Below are 17,607 nucleotides of genomic sequence, written 5' to 3' on the forward strand. Positions count from 1 at the left end.
CGGGTCCGCGTCGGGAACTGCTGCGAGAGGAACGCGCCCTGGGCGCTGAGCATCGCGGGCACCACGATGCCGGTGGCGAGGATGAGCGCGATCCAGATCGCCACGTGCTGCCCGGAGTCCAGCAACCAGAAGAACGGGAAGGCCAGTGCCGCGGTGGCCAGCGCGCCCACCAGGATGACCGCCTTGGCGCCGACGAAGTCGCAGATCCGGCCGGCGATCGGCACCGTGATGATGGCGCAGGCACTGGCCAGCGTGATGCCGAAAGCGCCGACGTTGGCGGGCACGTCGCGGAACGTGGTCAGGTAGGACAGCGAGAAGGTCTTGAAGATGTAGCTGACCCCGTTGTAGCCCAGGGTGACCGCCATGACCACGGCGAGACCGCGCCAGTTCGACCGCAGCAGCGAGCGCAGCGGCTTGGCCTTCGCGCCGGCCTGCGCCGTGCGGGCCGCCTTCTCGAACTCCGGGGTCTCGGGCATCTGGCGTCGCACCCAGAAACCGAGTCCTGCCAAGGCGAAGGTCGCCACGAACGGAATCCGCCATCCCCAGTCGAGGAGGAACTCCTCGCTCAAGCTGGTCAGCACGGTGACGGTGAGCGAGGACGCGAACAGCCCGATGTTGACGCCCAAGGCGGGCAAGGAGCTCTGCCGCCCGCGGGTTCTCGCGTCGGCGTGCTCGTAGGCCACCGCGGTCGCGCTGCCCAGCTCGGCCCCGGCGCCCAGCCCCTGGAGCAGGCGCAGCACCACCAGCAGGATCGGCGCGATGAGGCCCACCGAGGAGTAGGTCGGCAGCAGGCCGATGAGTCCGGAGGAGATGCCCATCAGCAGGAAGGTGGCTGACAGCACGGTCTTCCGGCCGAACTTGTCGCCGATCAGGCCGAAGGCGATGCCGCCGAAGGGGCGGGCGAGGAAGCCGACCGCGAAGGTGGCCATCGAGGCCAAGGTCGCCGTGGTCGGGTTGCTCGCGGGGAAGAACAGCTTGCCGAAGACCAGCGCGGCCATCGAGGCGTAGAGGTAGAAGTCGAACCACTCCAGTGCTGAGCCGATCACCACCGCGGGCCCGACGGCCTTGCGGGAGGACGGATCTGGCGGTGCGGCGTTGTTCAGCGTCATTGCTCGAATCCTCTTCGACGGTGGTGCTCGCGGAGATCGCGTGAGAAGCCGCGCGGGGCGTTCGTAAATACCAACGAGGCGTCGCAATCGGGAACATAAGAAGTGAAACGAGTCACTGTCAAGCGGTTGACAGCGCCGCCGCCGCGGAAGAGTCTATTCCCATATCAGTTGTGATGTTCGCAAATACGAACACGAAAGGCCGGGGCATGCACTTCGAACTGTCCGAGGACCAGGCGAATCTCAGGGCGGGAGCGCGGGAACTGGCTCGCAGCTTCTCCGACGACTACTGGGCCGGCTGCGACGCGGACACCCGGTTCCCGTGGGAGTTCTACAACGCCTTCGCCGAGGGCGGCTGGCTCGGCATCGCCATCCCCGAGCAGTACGGCGGTGGCGGGCTCGGAGTCCTCGAAGCCGCGCTGCTGCTGGAGGAGGTGGCCGCCTCCGGTGCCGGGATGAACGGGTGCAGCACCATGCACCTGACCATCTTCGGGCTGAACACGATCGTCAAGCACGGCAGCGAGCAGCTGCGCGAGGAGGTCCTGCCCGCTGCCGCGGACGGCTCGCTGCACGTCTGCTTCGGGGTCACCGAACCCGACGCGGGCACCGACACCACCCGCATCTCGACCTTCGCCGAGCGCGTCGACGGCGGCTACCGGATCAACGGCCGCAAGGTGTGGATCACCAAGGCGGGCGACTCGCAGAAGATGGTGCTCATCGCGCGGACCACGCGGCGCGAGGACGTGTCCCGGCCGACCGACGGCATGTCGCTGTTCCTCATCGACATCGACCCCGAGCGCGTGCACCTGAGCCCGATCCCCAAGCTCGGCCGCAACGCGGTCTCCTCCTACGAGGTGGTCATCGACGACCTGTTCGTGCCGGAGAGCGCGCGGATCGGAGCCGAAGGCGACGGTTTCCGGTACCTCCTGGACGGTCTCAACCCGGAGCGGATCCTGCTGGCGCACGAGGCGCTCGGCATCGGCCGCGCGGCGCTGGACAAGGCCGTGCGCTACGCCCAGGAGCGCGTCGTCTTCGACCGGCCGATCGGCCAGAACCAGGGGATCGCCTTCCCGCTCGCCGAGGCCGCGACCCGGCTCGACGCCGCCGAGCTCATGGCGCGCAACGCCGCCTGGCGCTACGACCAGGGGTTGTCGTGCGGGAAGGAGGCGAACATGGCGAAGTGGTTGTGCGCCGACGCCGGTTTCCACGCCGCCGACCAGGCGATCCAGACCCACGGCGGCATGGGCTACGCCCGGGAGTACCACGTGGAGCGCTACTTCCGGGAGTCGCGGATCCTCCGGCTCGCCCCGGTCAGCCAGGAGATGGTCCTGAACTACGTGTCCCACCACGTCCTCGGCCTGCCCAAGTCCTACTGAGCGCGCAGACGAACAGGATCACCGATGACCACACCTGAACCCACGGGCAGCCTCCGCGGTCTGCGCGTCCTCGACCTGTCCCGGATCCTCGCCGGGCCGCTGTGCGCGCAGATGCTCGCCGACCACGGCGCCGAGGTGATCAAGGTCGAGCCCCCGGCCGGCGACGACACCCGCACCTGGGGGCCGCCGTTCGTCACCGAGTCGATGAGCGCCTACCACGCCGGGATCAACCGCAACAAGGCCAACATCTGCCTGGACCTGACCGAGCCGGAGGGCCGGCGGCTGCTCGGCGAACTGCTCGCCGGAGCCGACGTCGTCGTGGAGAACTTCAAGACGGGCACGCTGGCCAAGTGGGGCTTCTCCGACGAGGTGATCGGCACGCGCTTCCCGCAGCTCGTGCACTGCCGCATCACCGGTTTCGGCACCGGCGGGCCGAGGGGGTCGGATCCCGGCTACGACGCGATCCTGCAGGCCTACGGCGGGTTGATGAGCATCAACGGCGAGCGGACCGGTCCGCCGCTGCGGGTCGGCGTGCCGATCGTCGACATGGTGACCGGCATCTACGCCTTCTCCGGCATCCTGCTGGCGCTGCACGACCGGCGCACCACCGGACGCGGCCAGCTGGTGGACTGCGCCCTCCTGGACACCGCCGTGTCGTTGCTGCACCCGCACTCCTCGGCGTGGCTGGCCTCCGGGAAGACCCCGCAGCGCACCGGCTCGGCGCACCCCTCGATCGCCCCGTACGACACCTTCGAAGCGGCGGACGGGCTGATCTTCATCAGCGGCGGGAACGACCGCCAGTTCCAGACCCTGGTGGACGTGCTGGGGGCACCGGCGCTCGCCGAGGACCCCAGGTTCACGACCAACGCCGACCGGGTGGGCAACATCGCCGCGCTGCGCGAGCTGCTGGCCGAGCCGATCAGCACCAGGAAGCGCCACGAGCTCAGCGAGGCTCTGGTGGGCCGGGGCGTTCCCGCCACCCCGGTGCACCACGTCGGCGAAGCGCTGACCGATCCGCAGGTCAGGCACCGGGAGATGGTCGTCGAGCGCGACGACTACCGCGGCATCGGCCTTCCCATCAAGCTCGGCAGAACTCCCGGCACCGTCCGGTCGGCGCCGCGCGAGCAGGGCACCGACACCCGGCGCATCCTCGCCTCGCTCGGGTGCAGCGAGGAGCAGATCACCGCGCTCATCGACGCCGACATCGCTCTCGGTGCGGGCGGTGACGGGACGTAGGCGCGCTCACCGGTCTCGCCGGGTGCCGGTCAGGTGCCGGGTGAGGACGTGGGCTTCGTGGAGCAGGAGTGCGCCGAGCTCCGGTTGGCGCGCCGGTGTGAACCGCGACTCGATGCCGGTGAGGGTCAGGGCCCAGGCGGGTTTGCCGGTGCGGTCGAACACGGCGGCGGCCATGCCCCAGCTGCCCTCGACGACCAATCCGGGGTTCACGGCGTAGCCGAGTCGGCGGGTCCGGTCGACGCGGGTGCGGAGAGCCTCGGGGGAGTGGTCCTGGCCCCAGCGGGCGGTCAGGTCGGTGGCTTCGAGGTAGGAGTTGATGTCGGCGTCGTCCTGGAAGGCGAGCAGGACCAGGCCCGCCGAGACGACTCCGAGCGGGAACCGCGCGCCTTCGTAGAGCACGAACGAGCGGATCGGGAAGTCCCCGTCCTCGCGCAGCAGGCACACCGTCTCCCGACCGCGCAGCGCCGAGAAGAACGCGCTCTCACCGGTCTTGGCGGCCAGCCGGTGCACGCTGTCGCGCGCGTGGTGGGTGACGTCGTACCGGCTCCCCGCGGTCTGCCCGAGCAGGTAGAGCTCGGGTCCGAGGAACCAGTTGCCGGTGTCCAGGTCGCGGTCGACGAACCCCTCGTCCGCCAGCGAGCTCAGCAGCCGGTGCGCGGTCGGCCGGGGGAGCCCGGCCTGGCGTGCCAGGTCGGTGGTCGTCGTGCCCGCCGCGTTCGTCGTGGACAGCGCGCGGAGCACGGTGCCGATCTTGCCGACCAGGTGGGCGTTCGGACCGTCGCTCATGCCCGCCATCGTAGCGTCCATTGAGTGAACGCTGTTCGGTCGAGTCGGTCATCGAGCGAGCGGATCGCACCCGAAAAAGCTCCGAACATTGCGGTAGCGGCCTCGGAAGTCCTTTACTTCCCGGCGTCCGTCAAGTGGACGTGGGAGAGGTGATGAGGTGTCGAAGCTGCGTTCCGACGCGGAGGAGGCGCTGCGCGGTGTGCTCACCGACGGCATGACGCTCGCCGTCGGTGGGTTCGGCCTGTGCGGTGTGCCGAACGACCTGATCGAGGTCGTGCGCGACAGCGGCGTCAGGGATCTGACGGTGGTGTCGAACAACATGGGCGTGGACGGCAAGGGCCTCGGGCTGCTGCTGGAGAACGAGCAGGTGTCCAGGGTGATCGCGTCGTACGTGGGGGAGAACAAGCGGTTCGCCGAGCAGTACCTGGACGGGACGCTGGAGGTGGAGTTCGCGCCGCAGGGGACGCTGTCCGAGCGGTTGCGGGCCGGTGGCGCGGGCATCGCCGCGTTCTACACCCGTGCGGGCGTGGGCACTCCGGTCGCCGACGGCAAGCCGCTGGCGGAGTTCGACGGGCGGACCTACGTCCAGGAGCGGGCGATCGTCGCCGACGTCGCGCTCGTGCACGCCCACACCGCCGACCCGGCGGGCAACCTCGTCTACCGCGCGAGCGCGCGCAACTTCAACCCCGTCGTGGCGACGTGCGGGCGGGTGGCGGTGGTCGAGGTCGAGCACCTCGCCGATGAGCACCTGGACCCCGAGCGGATCGTGACTCCCGGCATCCACGTGAACCGCCTGGTGCGGGCCAAGCCCCGGGTCAAGGACATCGAGAAGCGCACCGTGCGCCCCCGAGCCACCGCCTCGACGAACTAGGAGCAGCACATGAGCTGGACTCGTGACGAGATGGCCGCCATCGCCGCCGCCGAGCTGCGCGACGGCGACTACGTCAACCTCGGGATCGGCATCCCGACCCTGGTCGCCAACCACGTCCCGGACGGCGTGGAGGTGACCCTGCAGAGCGAGAACGGGATCCTCGGCGTGGGCCCGTTCCCGTGGGAGGGCGAGGAGGACGCCGACCTCATCAACGCGGGCAAGCAGACCGTCACGGTCAACCCGGGCGCCAGCTACTTCGACTCGGCCGCCTCGTTCGGCATGATGCGCGGCGGGCACATCGACATCGCGGTGCTGGGAGCGTTGCAGGTCAGCAGCACCGGCGACCTGGCGAACTGGACCATCCCGGGTTCCCTGGTCAAGGGCATGGGCGGCGCGATGGACCTGGTCGTGGGTGCCCGACGCATCGTCGTGCTCACCGACCACGTGGCCAAGGACGGCACCCCGAAGCTCGTCGAGCGCTGCACCCTGCCGCTCACCGGGGCCGGTGTCGTCAACCGGATCGTCACCGACCTGGCCGTGCTCGACGTGACCCCGGACGGCCTGCACCTGGTGTCCGCGGCACCGGGAGTCACCCCGGACGAGGTGCAGGCCAAGACGGGAGCTCCCGTCCACCAACCGGCTCCCGCGGGCGCCTGACCGGCTGCCGGTTCAGGCTTCGGTGCGCTCGCTGCCGAGGTCCTCCGGGCGCAGCAGCGGGTTGCCCGCGGTCTCGCGCAGGCTGAAGGCGGCGACGAGCCCGACCGCGGCGGCGACCATGAGGTACGGCCCCGGGACCAGAGTGCTGCCGGTGGCCGCGATCAGGACGGTCATCAGGTAGGGCACGGTGCCGGCGAACAGCGCGGCGGTGATGTTGTAGGCGATGGACAGCCCGCCCTGGCGGACCCGGGTCGGGAAGATCTCGGCGGACCACACCGCGTAGGTGCCCAGGATGGCCGAGAGCACGACGCCGAGCGCGAGTCCGCCGATCCACGTCCCGACGAGTCCCGTGCGCATCGCCAGGTAGGCGGGGGTGGACAGGACGAACAACGCGATGCCCGCACCGATCAGGACCGGCCGCCGGCCGATCCGGTCGGACAGCCGACCGAAGACGGGCACGAGGACCAGCCCGATCAGCGAGATCGCGGTGGACAGCAGGGCGGCGTCGCCGGAGGAGTGGCCGAGGTGGTCGGTCTCGTAGGTCACCAGGTAGGTCAGGATCGCGTAGAACGGCACGTGCATCATCGTCATCAGGCCGGCGACCTGCAGCAGCTGCGTGCCGTTGTTGCGCAGGAGCTCCCGCACGGGCCTGCTGGGCACGGTGTCGGCCTCTTCGAGGGCGCGGTACTCGGGGGTGTCCTCGATCTTGTTGCGGATGATGAAGCCGACGACGCCCAGCGGCGCGGCGATGAGGAACGGGATGCGCCAGCCCCACGAGGTCAGCTGATCCTCCGAGAGTCCCACCGACAGCAGGAAGAACACGAACGAACCCGCCAGGAACCCCAGGAGCGAACCGACTTCCAGCCAGCTGACGCCGAAACCGCGCCGACGTCGGGGTGCGTGCTCGGCGAGGAAGCTCGCGGCGCTGCCGAACTCGCCGCCCGCCGCGAATCCCTGCAGCAACCGCAGCAGCACCAGCAGCAGCGGTGCCGCGATCCCGATCGTCGAGTACCCCGGCAGCAGGCCGATGACGAGCGTGGCCCCGGACATCAGGAAGATGACCAGCGACAGCGTGCGCTTGCGGCCGATCCGGTCGCCGAGCGGCCCGAACACCAGCGCCCCGACGGGGCGGATGCCGAACGACACCGCGAAGACCCCGAACACGGCGAGGAGTCCGGCGGTGGCGTCACCCGCGGGGAAGAACACCGAAGCGATGGTGCTCGCGAGGTAGGCGTAGGCGGCCCAGTCGAACCAGTGCACGAAGACGCCGACCGCACCCGCCGCGACGCTGCGCCGCAGCGTCGCGGGATCGGCTGTTGTCTCGATGAGCTCTCTGGCGGGAGCGGATTCAGGTGCGGTCATCGGTGGCCTCCTCGGACCGGATCTCATGTGGACGCTAGAAGCCGCCCGCAACATCGAACAAGAAGAAATAAACGGAGCAACGCATCGCAAAGATCTATGCGCTCCGCTCGCGCCCGCCCCGAAACGCACAGCTGATAGCGCCGAAACGAGAACGTCATCAACCCCCGGACCTCACCCACGTCCCGGCTCACCAAGAGCACCGACTCGCAGGAGACCCGGCACCCTGCCTTCCTCCCCGAGAGAACACCCACCCAGGCATCACCCCGACCCCAGCGGACCCCACGACCCTGAAGCCCACCCACCCGACGCGACCCGCAGCCGTGCCACCGCAGTCACCGAGGCCGGGCGGTCTTCCGGATTTCAGTGGAAATCTGTGAGCTCGCTTCGCCAAGGTGCAGGTGCGGGGGAGTGCGGTGGTTATGGGGTGGTGGCGCGGTCGGTTCCGGTCCAGGCCAGGGCGATCGAGGCGTCGAGCAGGGCGCGTTGGGCGGTGCCGCCGACGCAGTGGTCGGCGAACTCGCGCTGGTGGTTGATCGCCGGTAGCGAGCCGATGCCGATGTAGGGGTGGATGGCGGGCACCACCTGCGAGACGTTGCCCATGTCGGTGGAGGCCCGGTTCATGCGGGACGCCGTGCCGTCCGGGGCGAATTCGCGGCCGAGCTCGACGGCGTTGGCGCGGTAGGCCTCCAGCGCCGCGTCGTCCGCGCGGAACTCCGCGTAGGGCTTGCTCTCCGGCTCCACGGTCAGCTCGCTCCCGGTGGCCAGCGCCCCGGCCTCGAAGGCGCGCATCACGCGCGGCTCCAGCTCGGCCAGCTCCGCGAGCGTCTCGGCTCGCACGTACCAGCGGCCGGTGGCGCGCTCCGGGATCGCGTTCGGCGCGTCCCCGGCGTGCGTCACGATCCCGTGCACCCTGGCCGATGCCGGGATCTGCTGGCGGAGCAGCCCGATGGCGACCTGGGCGACGGTGAACGCGTCGGCGGCGTTGATCCCGGACTCGGGGTAGGCGGCGGCGTGGGCCGACTTGCCCGAGTAGGAGATCTTCGAATGGCTCACCGCGAACGGCCGCGCCTCGGCGACGTCGACGGGCGCCGGGTGCACCATCATCGCCAGGTCCACCCCGGCGAAGGCGCCGCGGTCGAGCAGCTCGATCTTGCCGCCGCCGCCTTCCTCGGCGGGAGTCCCGTAGACCTCGACCGTCACGCCCGCGTCGTCGGCCACCGCCGCCAGCCCCAGCGCGGCGCCGATCGAACTGGCCGCGATGAGGTTGTGGCCGCAGGCGTGGCCGAGACCCGGCAGCGCGTCGTACTCGGCGCACAGCGCGATCCGCTGGGGGCCGGTGCCGAAGCTCGCGTGGAACGCGGTGTCCAACCCGAGGTAGGCGGGGGTGACGGTGAACCCGGCCCGGTCGAGCAGTTCGGGCACGGCCGCGGCCGCCCGGTGCTCCTCCCACGCCGTCTCCGGGTCGGCGTGCAGCCGTTCCGACAGGCCGATCAGCTCCTCGGCGTGCCGGTCGATGACGGTGCGAGCGGCGGCTTTCATGCCCGTCACGAGTCGTCTCCCGGGACGCCGTAGGACGGTGCGGAGGAGGGGTCGAGCCCGCGGGTCACGTAGTCGTCGCGCTGCGGGAGCCACACGTCGAGCAGCTCGTCGAGCCGGTCGATCGGGTCGTCCGCCCAGTCCACCCGGAGATCCGTGACCGGCCACTCCACATCGGACACCACGACGAGGCCGGCGGAGTGCACGGGGCCTTCTTCGCCCCCGGCGGCGAGCCCGGCCCGCAAGGCGGTGACGAGCCGCTGCTCCAGTTCCCCGGTGGCGGCGGTGAAGGCGTCGACGATGGCCTGCGGGACGTGCTCGCCCGCCAGCATGTTGCCCGCGGCGACGACGCCGTCCGCGGTGGCCGATCCGTGCGTGCCCAGGGTCCTCGCACCGCTGCGGGCGAAGCCCGGGCCGGTCGCCCCGAGCGCGGTGAGCTGCCGGTACTCGACGTGGTCGGTGCCGGTGGTCACCTCGCGGAGCGCCCGCGCGGCGTCGCCGTGCTCGGCGAGCCGGTCGAGCAGGTGACCGCCGAGCCGCGGGTCGGTGATGTTCTGGGAGGCGGCCGCGCCGATGCCCGGACGCAGGTGCGCGACGCGGGCGACCACGGCGGGGCTGGACGAGCTGGCCGCGATGCCGAACCGGACGCGGTCGCCGGTGCGGTCGCGGGCCACGATCGAGAAGGTCACTTCTCCTCCTTCGGGATCACGGCGATCGCGTCGATCTCGCACAGCCACTCGGGCCGTGCGAGCGCGGAGACCACCACGCCGGTCGAGATCGGGTGCACGCCCTTGGTCCAGCTGCCGACGACGCGGTAGACGTCCTCGCGGTAGCGGGGATCGATGAGGTAGATGGTCAGCTTGACGAGGTGTTCCATCCGGCTACCCGATTCCTCGAGCAGCATCTTGATGTTGGCCATCGCCTGCTCGGCCTGGGCCGCGGCGTCGCCGATGCCGACGGATTCGCTGGTGTCGAGGTCCTGCCCGATCTGGCCGCGCACGTAGACGGTGTCGTTGGCGACGACGGCCTGGCAGAGATCGTTGTCGAGGCTCTGCTCGGGATAGGTGTCGCGGGTGTTGAACGGTCGGATGCGACGGTGAACTATCACTTCATGGCCTTTCCCTGGGACTTCGTCGCACGCGTCGGCGGCGTCATCGCACCAGCCTGAACTCGCCACCGAGGTTCTGTCCAGTAGATGTTTCCGGATCAATGCATCGGAATAACTGATGCGATATGCATCGGAATATCAGATGCACATGACAGAAAACATCTGTTGGACACGGGATCTGTCGGCGGCGAGGATCCGGTGAGAAGCAGTGGTGTGGAGGCGAACCGGGCGGATCGCCCGCCGGTCCCGAGTGGAGGTCCGTGGATGTCAAGCCGAGAGGTCGAGGCCGTCGTCGTGGGCGGGGGGCAGGCCGGTCTGGCGATGAGCGAGCACCTGAGCGACTGCGGCGTGCCGCACGTCGTCCTGGAGCGGAACCGCATCGCCGAGCGCTGGCGCTCGGAGCGGTGGGACTCGCTGGTCGCGAACGGACCGGCGTGGCACGACCGGTTCCCCGGGCTGGAGTTCGTCGACCTGCCGCCCGACGCGTTCGCCTCGAAGGACCAGATCGCCGACTACTTCGAGGCCTACGCCGAGAAGATCGCCGCGCCCATCCGCACCGGCGTCGAAGTCACCTCAGTGCGGAAGAAGGAGGGGCGAGCGGGTTTTCGCGTGGAGACCTCGGAAGGGCCCCTCGACGCCCGCTACGTCGTGGCGGCGACCGGACCCTTCCAACGGCCCGTGATCCCGCCGATCGTGCCGCGCGACGCCGGACCCGTGCAGATCCACTCCAGCGAGTACCGCAACCCCGAGCAGTTGCCCGGCGGTGCGGTGCTGGTGGTCGGAGCCGGGTCGTCGGGAGTGCAGATCGCCGAAGAACTCCGACGGTCGGGCCGAACCACCTACCTCTCGGTCGGCCCGCACGACCGTCCGCCGCGCCACTACCGCGGACGTGACTTCTGCTGGTGGCTCGGCGTTCTCGGCAAGTGGGACGCCGAAACCCCGCCGTCGGGGGCCGAGCACGTCACCATCGCGGTCAGCGGAGCGCGCGGTGGCCGCACCGTCGACTTCCGGGCGCTCGCCGACCTCGGGATCGACCTCGTCGGGATGACCGGCTCGTTCGACGACGGAGTCCTGCGCTTCGCCCCGGACCTCGGCACCAACATCGCGCACGGGGACGCGAACTACCTGGCGCTGCTCGACGAAGCCGACGCCTACGTGGCGCGCAACGGCCTGGACCTGCCGGAAGAGCCCGAGGCACGTGAGCTGGGCCCGGACCCCGCCTGCGTCACCGATCCGACCCTCGAACTCGACCTCGCCGCCGCCGGTGTCCACTCGATCGTCTGGGCGACCGGCTTCGCCGTCGACTACGACTGGCTGCAGGTCGACGCGTTCGACGAGAACGGCAGGCCGGAGCACCGCCGCGGCGTGTCAGCCGAGCCGGGCGTGTACTTCCTCGGCCTGCCGTGGCTGGCCCGCCGCGGATCGAGCTTCATCTGGGGCGTCTGGCACGACGCCAAGTTCGTCGCCGATCACATCGCAACCCAACGCAGATACCTGAGCGCGGAGCCCAAGCCGATCGATCAGCCCGCGTAGAGGTCGCGGCACAGGTCCCGGAACTCCTGCGCACGGCGGGTGAGGCGGACGCCGCGCATCGAGGCGACGACGATCTCCAGCGACGGCACGTCGTCGGTCAGCTCGAGCGCCACCGCCCGGGACCCCGAGTAGGTGGTCTCGTCCGGTGGCCGCTGGTTGAGCAGGGCGAATCCGTGCCCGTTGGCGACGAGGGCCCGGACGGTCTCGTAGCCGCTGGCGCGGTGGCGGATGCGCGGTCGCACTCCCGCGTCGCTGAGGATCGATTGCAGGTAGTCGCGGCTGTGCGGCAGGTCGAGCAGCACCATCGGCTCGTCGGCGAGGTCGCGGAGCGAGACCTTGCGGCGCTTCCGCCGCGCGAGCCGGTGGTCCTCGGCGACCAGGACGTAGGGCGAGGCCGTGCCCACGACCTCGCGTTCGATGTCGTCGTCGAGGTCGTAGCCGTAGAGCAGGGCGAGCTCGGTGGCGCCCGAGCGCAGGGCCGCCTTGAGGGCGTGGTGCTCGCCCTCGCGGAACGACAGGTGGACCCGCGGGTGCCGGGCCTCGAACTCGGCCAGCAGACCGGGCAGCCGGAACGGTGCGAGCGTCGCGAAGCAGCCGACCGCCAGCGTGCCGACCAGCTCCGTGCCGGATTGCCGGGCGGTCTCGACGAGTTCCGCGCCGTGGGCGAGGAAGTCCAGCACCCGCTTGTAGAACTCCTCACCCGCGGTGGTCAGGCTCAGCCCCCGCGCGTGGTGACGCAGCAGGAACTGCACCCCCATCTCCTTCTCCAGCTGAGCGATCGCGGTCGACACGGCCGACTGCGAGACCAGCAGCTCGTTCGACGCCGCGGTCATGCTCAGGTGCCGGGCGGCGGCCTCGAAGTAGCGCAGCTGCACGAGGGTGAAGGAGGGCTCGCTCATGGCGACATTCTGCCTCCCGCGCCGGTGCGCACGACGCAGGTCGTGGGCCGGTCCCGAACGGTCTTCGGGTTCAGCCCGGCCACCGCCGCGCGGAATGGCGATCAGTTGGCTGCCGGGCTGCAATGGGACGGATGCACCAGACGAGCGGGCGGTCCGGCCGCGCGGACGAGGGGAGGTGCCGTGCCACGAGCCGAGCTGGACGCCGCGCACATCACCGACCCCGCTCTGCGCCGCTCCTACGAGCTCTGCCGCGGCCTCCACGCCCGCCACGGGAGGACCTACTTCCTGGCCACCCGCCTCCTGACCCCCGCGCAACGGCCGTCGGTGCACGCCCTCTACGGCTTCGCCCGCTGGGCCGACGACATCGTCGACGAGCCGCGGGAGCACGAGGAGCCCGCGCGGTGCGCGGAACGGCTCAGCGGCCTGGGGGCCGAACTGATCTCGGGCATCCGGAGCGGGAGCTGCTCCGATCCGCTGCTGGCCGCCGTGGTCGACACCGCCGTGCGGCACGGGCTGCCCAGCGAGCTCTTCGAGGACTTCCTGAGGTCCATGCGCATGGACCTCTCGGTGCGCGACTACCCGAACCGGGACGCGCTGGGCACCTACATGCGCGGTTCCGCCGAGGTGATCGGCTTGCAGGTGCTGCCGGTGCTGGGCGCTGTCGTCCCGCTCGACGAGGCCGCGCCGCACGCGGCAGCGCTCGGCCGGGCGTTCCAGCTGACGAACTTCCTGCGCGACGTGGCCGAGGACCTCGAACGCGGGCGCGTCTACCTCCCCGCCGACGAGCTCGCCGCGCATGGCGTGGACCGGGAGCTGCTCCTCTGGTGTCACCGGCACCGCCGCACCGATCCCCGGGTGCGCGCGGCGCTCGTCGAACAGCACGCGCTCACCCGGGAGATCTACCGGTTCGCCGAGGTCGGGATCGGGATGCTGGACCCGGTGTCGCGGCCCTGCGTGCAGACCGCGCACGCGCTGTACTCGCGCATCCTCGACCGCATCGAAGCCGACGACTTCGCGGTGTTCACGCGCCGCGCGGTGGTGGGCAAGGCCTACCGCGCGCGCATCGCCGGGGCCGCGTTGTTCCGGGCCGTCCGGGCGCGCGAGCGCGGTGCGCACCGGCCCGCGCCCACGAGAGGTGCGCGGCCGTGAACGCCGACCAGTGGCAGTACCTGCTCGTGATGGCGGGATGCCTCCTCGTCGTGCTCCCGCTGGAGTGCCTCGGCGCACGCGTGCTGCGCGAACCGGGGAGGATCGCCGCCGCCGTGCTGCCCGTGGCGTTGGTCTTCCTGGTGTGGGACGCGGTGGCCGTCTGGGCCGAGGTGTGGAGCTTCAACCCGCGCTACACGCTCGGGGTCTCGCTGGCCGGGATCGTGCTGGAGGAGTTCCTGTTCTTCCTGGTCGTCCCGCTGTGCGCGTTGTTGACCTACCAGTCCGTCGAGGCGCTGACGCGGCGCGGTCGACGCGCCCGCGGCGACGTGGAGGTGCACCGGTGACCGGGCTCGGGTACACGCTCCCGGCGCTGCTGTCGGTGGGCGTCGTGGTCCTCCTGGAGTGCGCCGTCCTGCGCACCGGGCTGTTCGCCAAACCGGCCTACTGGATCTCCGTGGTGATCGTCCTGGCGTTCCAGATCCCCGTCGACGGGTGGCTGACCAAGCTCGACGCACCGATCGTCCTCTACGATCCCGCGCACATCAGCGGCATCAGGTTCCCGTGGGACATCCCGGTCGAGGACTTCCTCTTCGGCTTCTCCCTGGTCACCGCCGTGCTCCTGGGGTGGGAGCGGCAGCGCCACCGACGTGGTCGAACGGGGGCCGCGCGATGAGGCGAAGGCAGACCGCGCTGCGCGCCCGCGCCGTCCCGGCGACCTTCGACGGCGCAGCAGCGTCCTACGACGCCCTCGTGGCGGCCGATCCCGGGTACCACCGCGACCTCCGCGCCTCCGCGAGCCGCATGGGACTGCCCGGCAGAGGTGCTGGGCTGCGGGTCCTCGACGCCGGTTGCGGCACAGGGGCTTCCACGGCAGCGGTGCTGGACGCGGCGCCGCTCGCGCAGGTCGTCGCGGTCGACGCGTCCGAGCAGATGCTGCGCTGCGCTCGGCGGAAGCCGTGGCCGCCCTCGGTGCGCTTCGCGCACTGCCGCGTCGAAGACCTCCCGGAGAACGGACCTTTCGACGCCGTCTTCGCCGCTTACCTGGTCCGCAACCTGGACGACCCCGACGAGCAGCTGCGCGCGTTCCGGAGGTTGCTGCGCCCGGGCGGCAGGCTCGTCGTGCACGAGTTCTCGGTGCGCGATTCGATGCGGGCGCGGGCGGTCTGGAACCTCGTGTGCTGGACGATCATCATCCCCGCAGGAACCGCGGCGAGCGGGAGTTCCGCGCTGTACCGGTACCTGTGGCGCAGCGTCCGGTCGTTCGACGGGGTGGAGCGCTTCCAGCGGCGACTGCGGGACTGCGGTTTCACCGATGTCGAGACCCGGACGGTGTCGGGGTGGCAGCGGCGCGTGGTGCACACCTTCCTCGCCAGGGCACCGTCTGGGAACACCCCCGATGCGTGACCAGGGCTGCGCGGACCCGCGGGCGGTGCGGCACCGGGCACCGCCCGGAGTCGCCGATGCGGGCGCGCTCGGGCGCAGGCCCCGAGTCGTGGTCGTCGGAGGTGGCATCGCCGGGCTGTGCGCGGCGACCGGCCTGGCCGAGCGGGGCGTGGAGGTGGAGCTCGTCGAGCGCAACACCCACCTCGGCGGTCGCGTCGGTGGCTGGACCGAGCGGTTGCCCGACGGCGACGAGGTCGCGATGAGCCGCGGTTTCCACGCCTTCTTCCGCCAGTACTACAACCTGCGGAAGTTGTTGCGCAGGACCGACCCGGGCCTGGAGCGCCTCGTCGCGCTGCCCGACTACCCGCTGGTCGATGCCGAAGGCCGGGTCGACACGTTCCAGGGCCTGCCCCGAACACCGCCGTGGAACGCGCTGCTGTTCGCCTTGCGCAGCCCCACGTTCCGCCTCTCCGACCTGGCCGGCCTGGACCCCCGCGCGGCGGCGCCGCTGGCGACCGTGTCGGTCCCCGAGACCTACGAGCGCCTCGACCACGTCGACGCCGCGACGTTCCTCGACCGCATCCGCTTCCCGGAAGCGGCTCGGCACCTGGCGCTGGAGGTGTTCTCCCGCAGCTTCTTCGCGGTCCCGGAGCAGATGTCGGCGGCCGAGCTCGCCACGATGTTCCACATCTTCTTCCTCGGCTCCAGCGAAGGGCTGCTGTTCGACGTTCCGGACGCGGGTTTCGAGCGGAGCCTGTGGGACCCGCTCCGCACGTACCTGACCGCGCTCGGCGTCGGGTTCGACCTGGGCACCGCGGTGTCGGGGATCGAACGCGGTTCCGACGGCACCTACCGTGTGCACCGCGACCGGGGCGCACCTCTCGACGCCGACGGCGTGGTCATCGCCGCTGACGTGCGGGCGCTGCGGCAGCTCCTGGACGACTCGCCGGATCTGGAGGCGCCCGGCTGGTCGGAGTCGGTTCGCGGGCTGCGCAACGCTCCCTCGTTCTTCGTCCAGCGGCTCTGGCTGGACCGGCCGGTCGAGCCGCACCGGGCGGCGTTCCTGGCCACCAGCGGCCACGGCCCGCTCGACAACATCAGCGTGCTCGACCGCTACGACGGTGAAGCGCGCGGCTGGGCGGCCCGGCGCGGTGGCTCCGTGGTCGAGCTGCACGCCTACGCCGTGGCGGAGCACCCGGGGGACTGCGCTCGAACCCGCCGCCTGCGCAACGACCTGGTGGGTCGGCTCCACGAGCTCTACCCCGAGACCGCCCGAGCCGGCGTCGTCGCGGAATCGGTGCTGTGGCGCGAGGACTGCCCGCTGTTCGGTGTCGGCGATTTCCTCCGGCGGCCGGGCGTGAGGACTCCGCACGCAGGCCTCGTGCTCGCCGGCGACGGCATCCGGATCGACCTGCCGGTGGCGCTGATGGAACGGGCCGCGACCACGGGTTGGCACGCAGCCAACCGGCTGCTCGGTCACTGGGGTCTTCGGGGGCACGAGCTGCGCTCGGTTCCCACCTGCGGTCGCAACGGCGTGCTGCGGCGGCTGGCCCAGCGAGAAGGGAGGACTCGGTGGTGAACATCCGCGACCAGTGGCCCGAGAGGTGGCCCCTGCAACCGGTTCCCAGGGATGCGTGGGCCGAGCAGCACCCGACCTACCCCGAGGCCGAGCCGCGCATCATCCGTGCCGCACTCGCGCGGGCCGAGCGCCGCACCGGCGGCAACTGGTACGTCTTCGCGGGTAGCCGCCAGGTTCGCGCCGACCGGCCGCTGGGCTTCCACGTCGCGGGGACCGAGCTCGTGGCCTGGCGCGATCGGTCGGGAGCGCTGCAGGTCGGGCCCGGTGCGTGCCCGCACCTCGGGGCTCCGCTGAGCGAGGCCGCCGTGCACCGCGGCGCCCTCGTGTGTCGGTGGCACGGGATGCGCTTGGGCAGCCGCGGACGGCCCGGTTGGAAACCCTTGCCCAGCCACGACGACGGCGTTCTCGCTTGGGTCCGGCTGGACGGCGCGGGCGATGAGGAGCCGCTCGACGAGCCGGTGATCGCCGCCCGCCCGGTGCCGCGCCGCAGCATCGACGCGGTCATGGCGGTGACCGGTGTCTGCGAACCGTCCGATGTGGTCGCCAATCGCCTCGATCCCTGGCACGGCGCGTGGTTCCACCCGTACTCGTTCACCCGGCTCCGCGTCCTGGAAACCCCGCCGGTCGACGGCCCGGCACCTGTCGAGGACCGCTTCCTCGTCGAGGTCACCTTCCGCGTGGCGGGACGCCTCGGCGTTCCTGTCCTCGCCGAGTTCACCTGCCCCGAGGCGAGAACCGTGCTGATGCGCATCATCTCCGGGGAGGGCGCCGGCAGCGTGGTCGAAACGCATGCCACGCCGGTGGGGAGCACGGCCGACGGGCGTCCGCTGACGCAGGTCGTCGAAGCCGTCGTCGCGACCTCGCCCAGGACCGGATTCCTGCTGGCCAGGAACGCGGCGACGCTGCTGCGACCGGCCATGGCACGAGCGGCGCGCAGGCTCTGGCGGGACGACCTCGCCTACGCCGAACGCCGCTACGCCGTCCGGACCGGGCGGCACGATCGCGCAGGGCGGAAGCCCTGAGGCT

General features: G+C 71.1%; 17 protein-coding genes and 1 pseudogene. 11 read left to right on the forward strand and 7 right to left on the reverse strand.

Translation table 11 applies throughout. The features are described 5' to 3' along the window. Positions 1-326: 326 nt before the first annotated feature. Positions 327-1,109: pseudogene (locus KBO27_RS34055) on the reverse strand (MFS transporter); the annotation flags it as partial. Positions 1,110-1,315: 206 nt separating this feature from the next. Between KBO27_RS34055 and KBO27_RS30625 the strand changes: the two are divergent. Both KBO27_RS30625 and KBO27_RS30630 read left to right on the forward strand, forming a co-directional pair. Further along, positions 1,316-2,482 (forward strand): acyl-CoA dehydrogenase family protein, encoded by a 1,167-nt coding sequence (locus tag KBO27_RS30625; RefSeq protein WP_210973333.1) that lies wholly within the window; start codon positions 1,316-1,318, stop codon positions 2,480-2,482. A 24-nt stretch (positions 2,483-2,506) separates the two neighbouring features. Further along, entirely contained in the window at positions 2,507-3,718 is a 1,212-nt protein-coding gene (locus KBO27_RS30630) for a CaiB/BaiF CoA transferase family protein (RefSeq protein WP_210973334.1), read from the forward strand. A 6-nt stretch (positions 3,719-3,724) separates the two neighbouring features. Here the strand turns inward: KBO27_RS30630 and KBO27_RS30635 are convergent, their stop codons facing one another. Further along, positions 3,725-4,504 carry an IclR family transcriptional regulator gene (locus KBO27_RS30635; RefSeq protein WP_210973335.1) on the reverse strand — a complete coding sequence of 260 codons (780 nt, stop codon included), beginning with the start codon at positions 4,502-4,504 and terminating at the stop codon, positions 3,725-3,727. 157 nt (positions 4,505-4,661) lie between these two features. Here KBO27_RS30635 and KBO27_RS30640 point away from each other — a divergent pair, with 157 nt between their 5' ends. Further along, positions 4,662-5,375 (forward strand): CoA transferase subunit A, encoded by a 714-nt coding sequence (locus KBO27_RS30640; protein WP_210973336.1) that lies wholly within the window; start codon positions 4,662-4,664, stop codon positions 5,373-5,375. Between the two features lie 9 nt (positions 5,376-5,384). Continuing rightward, complete coding sequence (locus tag KBO27_RS30645; RefSeq protein WP_210973337.1) at positions 5,385-6,032, forward strand: CoA transferase subunit B; 648 nt, start codon at positions 5,385-5,387, stop codon at positions 6,030-6,032. A 12-nt stretch (positions 6,033-6,044) separates the two neighbouring features. Here the strand turns inward: KBO27_RS30645 and KBO27_RS30650 are convergent, their stop codons facing one another. The 4 genes from KBO27_RS30650 to KBO27_RS30665 all read right to left on the reverse strand — a co-directional run bounded on the left by KBO27_RS30650 (position 6,045) and on the right by KBO27_RS30665 (position 10,038). Further along, the gene (locus KBO27_RS30650) at positions 6,045-7,394 is read right to left on the reverse strand and encodes an MFS transporter (RefSeq protein ID WP_210973338.1); all 1,350 of its coding nucleotides are present in this window, start codon (positions 7,392-7,394) and stop codon (positions 6,045-6,047) included. 417 nt (positions 7,395-7,811) lie between these two features. Continuing rightward, positions 7,812-8,933: a M20 family metallopeptidase gene (locus KBO27_RS30655; RefSeq protein ID WP_246538566.1), complete on the reverse strand. Its 1,122-nt coding sequence runs from the start codon at positions 8,931-8,933 to the stop codon at positions 7,812-7,814. Between the two features lie 5 nt (positions 8,934-8,938). Next, entirely contained in the window at positions 8,939-9,619 is a 681-nt protein-coding gene (locus tag KBO27_RS30660) for a DUF1028 domain-containing protein (RefSeq protein ID WP_210973340.1), read from the reverse strand. Continuing rightward, complete coding sequence (locus KBO27_RS30665) at positions 9,616-10,038, reverse strand: RidA family protein (RefSeq protein WP_210973341.1); 423 nt, start codon at positions 10,036-10,038, stop codon at positions 9,616-9,618. Before KBO27_RS30665 ends, KBO27_RS30660 begins: the two co-directional genes overlap by 4 nt. A 264-nt stretch (positions 10,039-10,302) precedes the next feature. Here KBO27_RS30665 and KBO27_RS30670 point away from each other — a divergent pair, with 264 nt between their 5' ends. Continuing rightward, entirely contained in the window at positions 10,303-11,571 is a 1,269-nt protein-coding gene (locus KBO27_RS30670) for a flavin-containing monooxygenase (RefSeq protein WP_210973342.1), read from the forward strand. On the opposite strand, the gene KBO27_RS30675 is transcribed toward KBO27_RS30670, so the two are convergent. Beyond that, the gene (locus KBO27_RS30675; RefSeq protein WP_132685463.1) at positions 11,559-12,470 is read right to left on the reverse strand and encodes a LysR substrate-binding domain-containing protein; all 912 of its coding nucleotides are present in this window, start codon (positions 12,468-12,470) and stop codon (positions 11,559-11,561) included. The two genes, KBO27_RS30670 and KBO27_RS30675, sit on opposite strands and share 13 nt — an antisense overlap. Before the next feature lie 180 nt (positions 12,471-12,650). Here KBO27_RS30675 and KBO27_RS30680 point away from each other — a divergent pair, with 180 nt between their 5' ends. The 6 genes from KBO27_RS30680 to KBO27_RS30705 are packed head-to-tail and all read left to right on the forward strand — an operon-like array spanning position 12,651 to position 17,603. Then, positions 12,651-13,619, forward strand: coding sequence for a phytoene/squalene synthase family protein (locus KBO27_RS30680; protein ID WP_210973343.1), 969 nt, complete (start codon positions 12,651-12,653; stop codon positions 13,617-13,619). Continuing rightward, complete coding sequence (locus KBO27_RS30685; RefSeq protein WP_307870713.1) at positions 13,616-13,963, forward strand: lycopene cyclase domain-containing protein; 348 nt, start codon at positions 13,616-13,618, stop codon at positions 13,961-13,963. Before KBO27_RS30680 ends, KBO27_RS30685 begins: the two co-directional genes overlap by 4 nt. Next, positions 13,960-14,292 (forward strand): lycopene cyclase domain-containing protein, encoded by a 333-nt coding sequence (locus tag KBO27_RS30690; RefSeq protein ID WP_210973344.1) that lies wholly within the window; start codon positions 13,960-13,962, stop codon positions 14,290-14,292. The genes KBO27_RS30685 and KBO27_RS30690 overlap by 4 nt, the downstream gene beginning before the upstream one ends. Continuing rightward, complete coding sequence (locus tag KBO27_RS30695) at positions 14,289-15,023, forward strand: class I SAM-dependent methyltransferase (protein ID WP_210973345.1); 735 nt, start codon at positions 14,289-14,291, stop codon at positions 15,021-15,023. Before KBO27_RS30690 ends, KBO27_RS30695 begins: the two co-directional genes overlap by 4 nt. Beyond that, positions 15,016-16,581 (forward strand): FAD-dependent oxidoreductase, encoded by a 1,566-nt coding sequence (locus KBO27_RS30700; RefSeq protein ID WP_210973346.1) that lies wholly within the window; start codon positions 15,016-15,018, stop codon positions 16,579-16,581. The genes KBO27_RS30695 and KBO27_RS30700 overlap by 8 nt, the downstream gene beginning before the upstream one ends. Further along, positions 16,575-17,603 carry a DUF5914 domain-containing protein gene (locus KBO27_RS30705; protein ID WP_372448893.1) on the forward strand — a complete coding sequence of 343 codons (1,029 nt, stop codon included), beginning with the start codon at positions 16,575-16,577 and terminating at the stop codon, positions 17,601-17,603. The genes KBO27_RS30700 and KBO27_RS30705 overlap by 7 nt, the downstream gene beginning before the upstream one ends. The last annotated feature ends 4 nt before the right edge of the window (positions 17,604-17,607 follow it).

The sequence above is a fragment of the Saccharopolyspora endophytica genome (assembly GCF_018070075.1).
In the GTDB taxonomy this organism is placed as follows: Bacteria; Actinomycetota; Actinomycetes; order Mycobacteriales; family Pseudonocardiaceae; genus Saccharopolyspora; species Saccharopolyspora endophytica.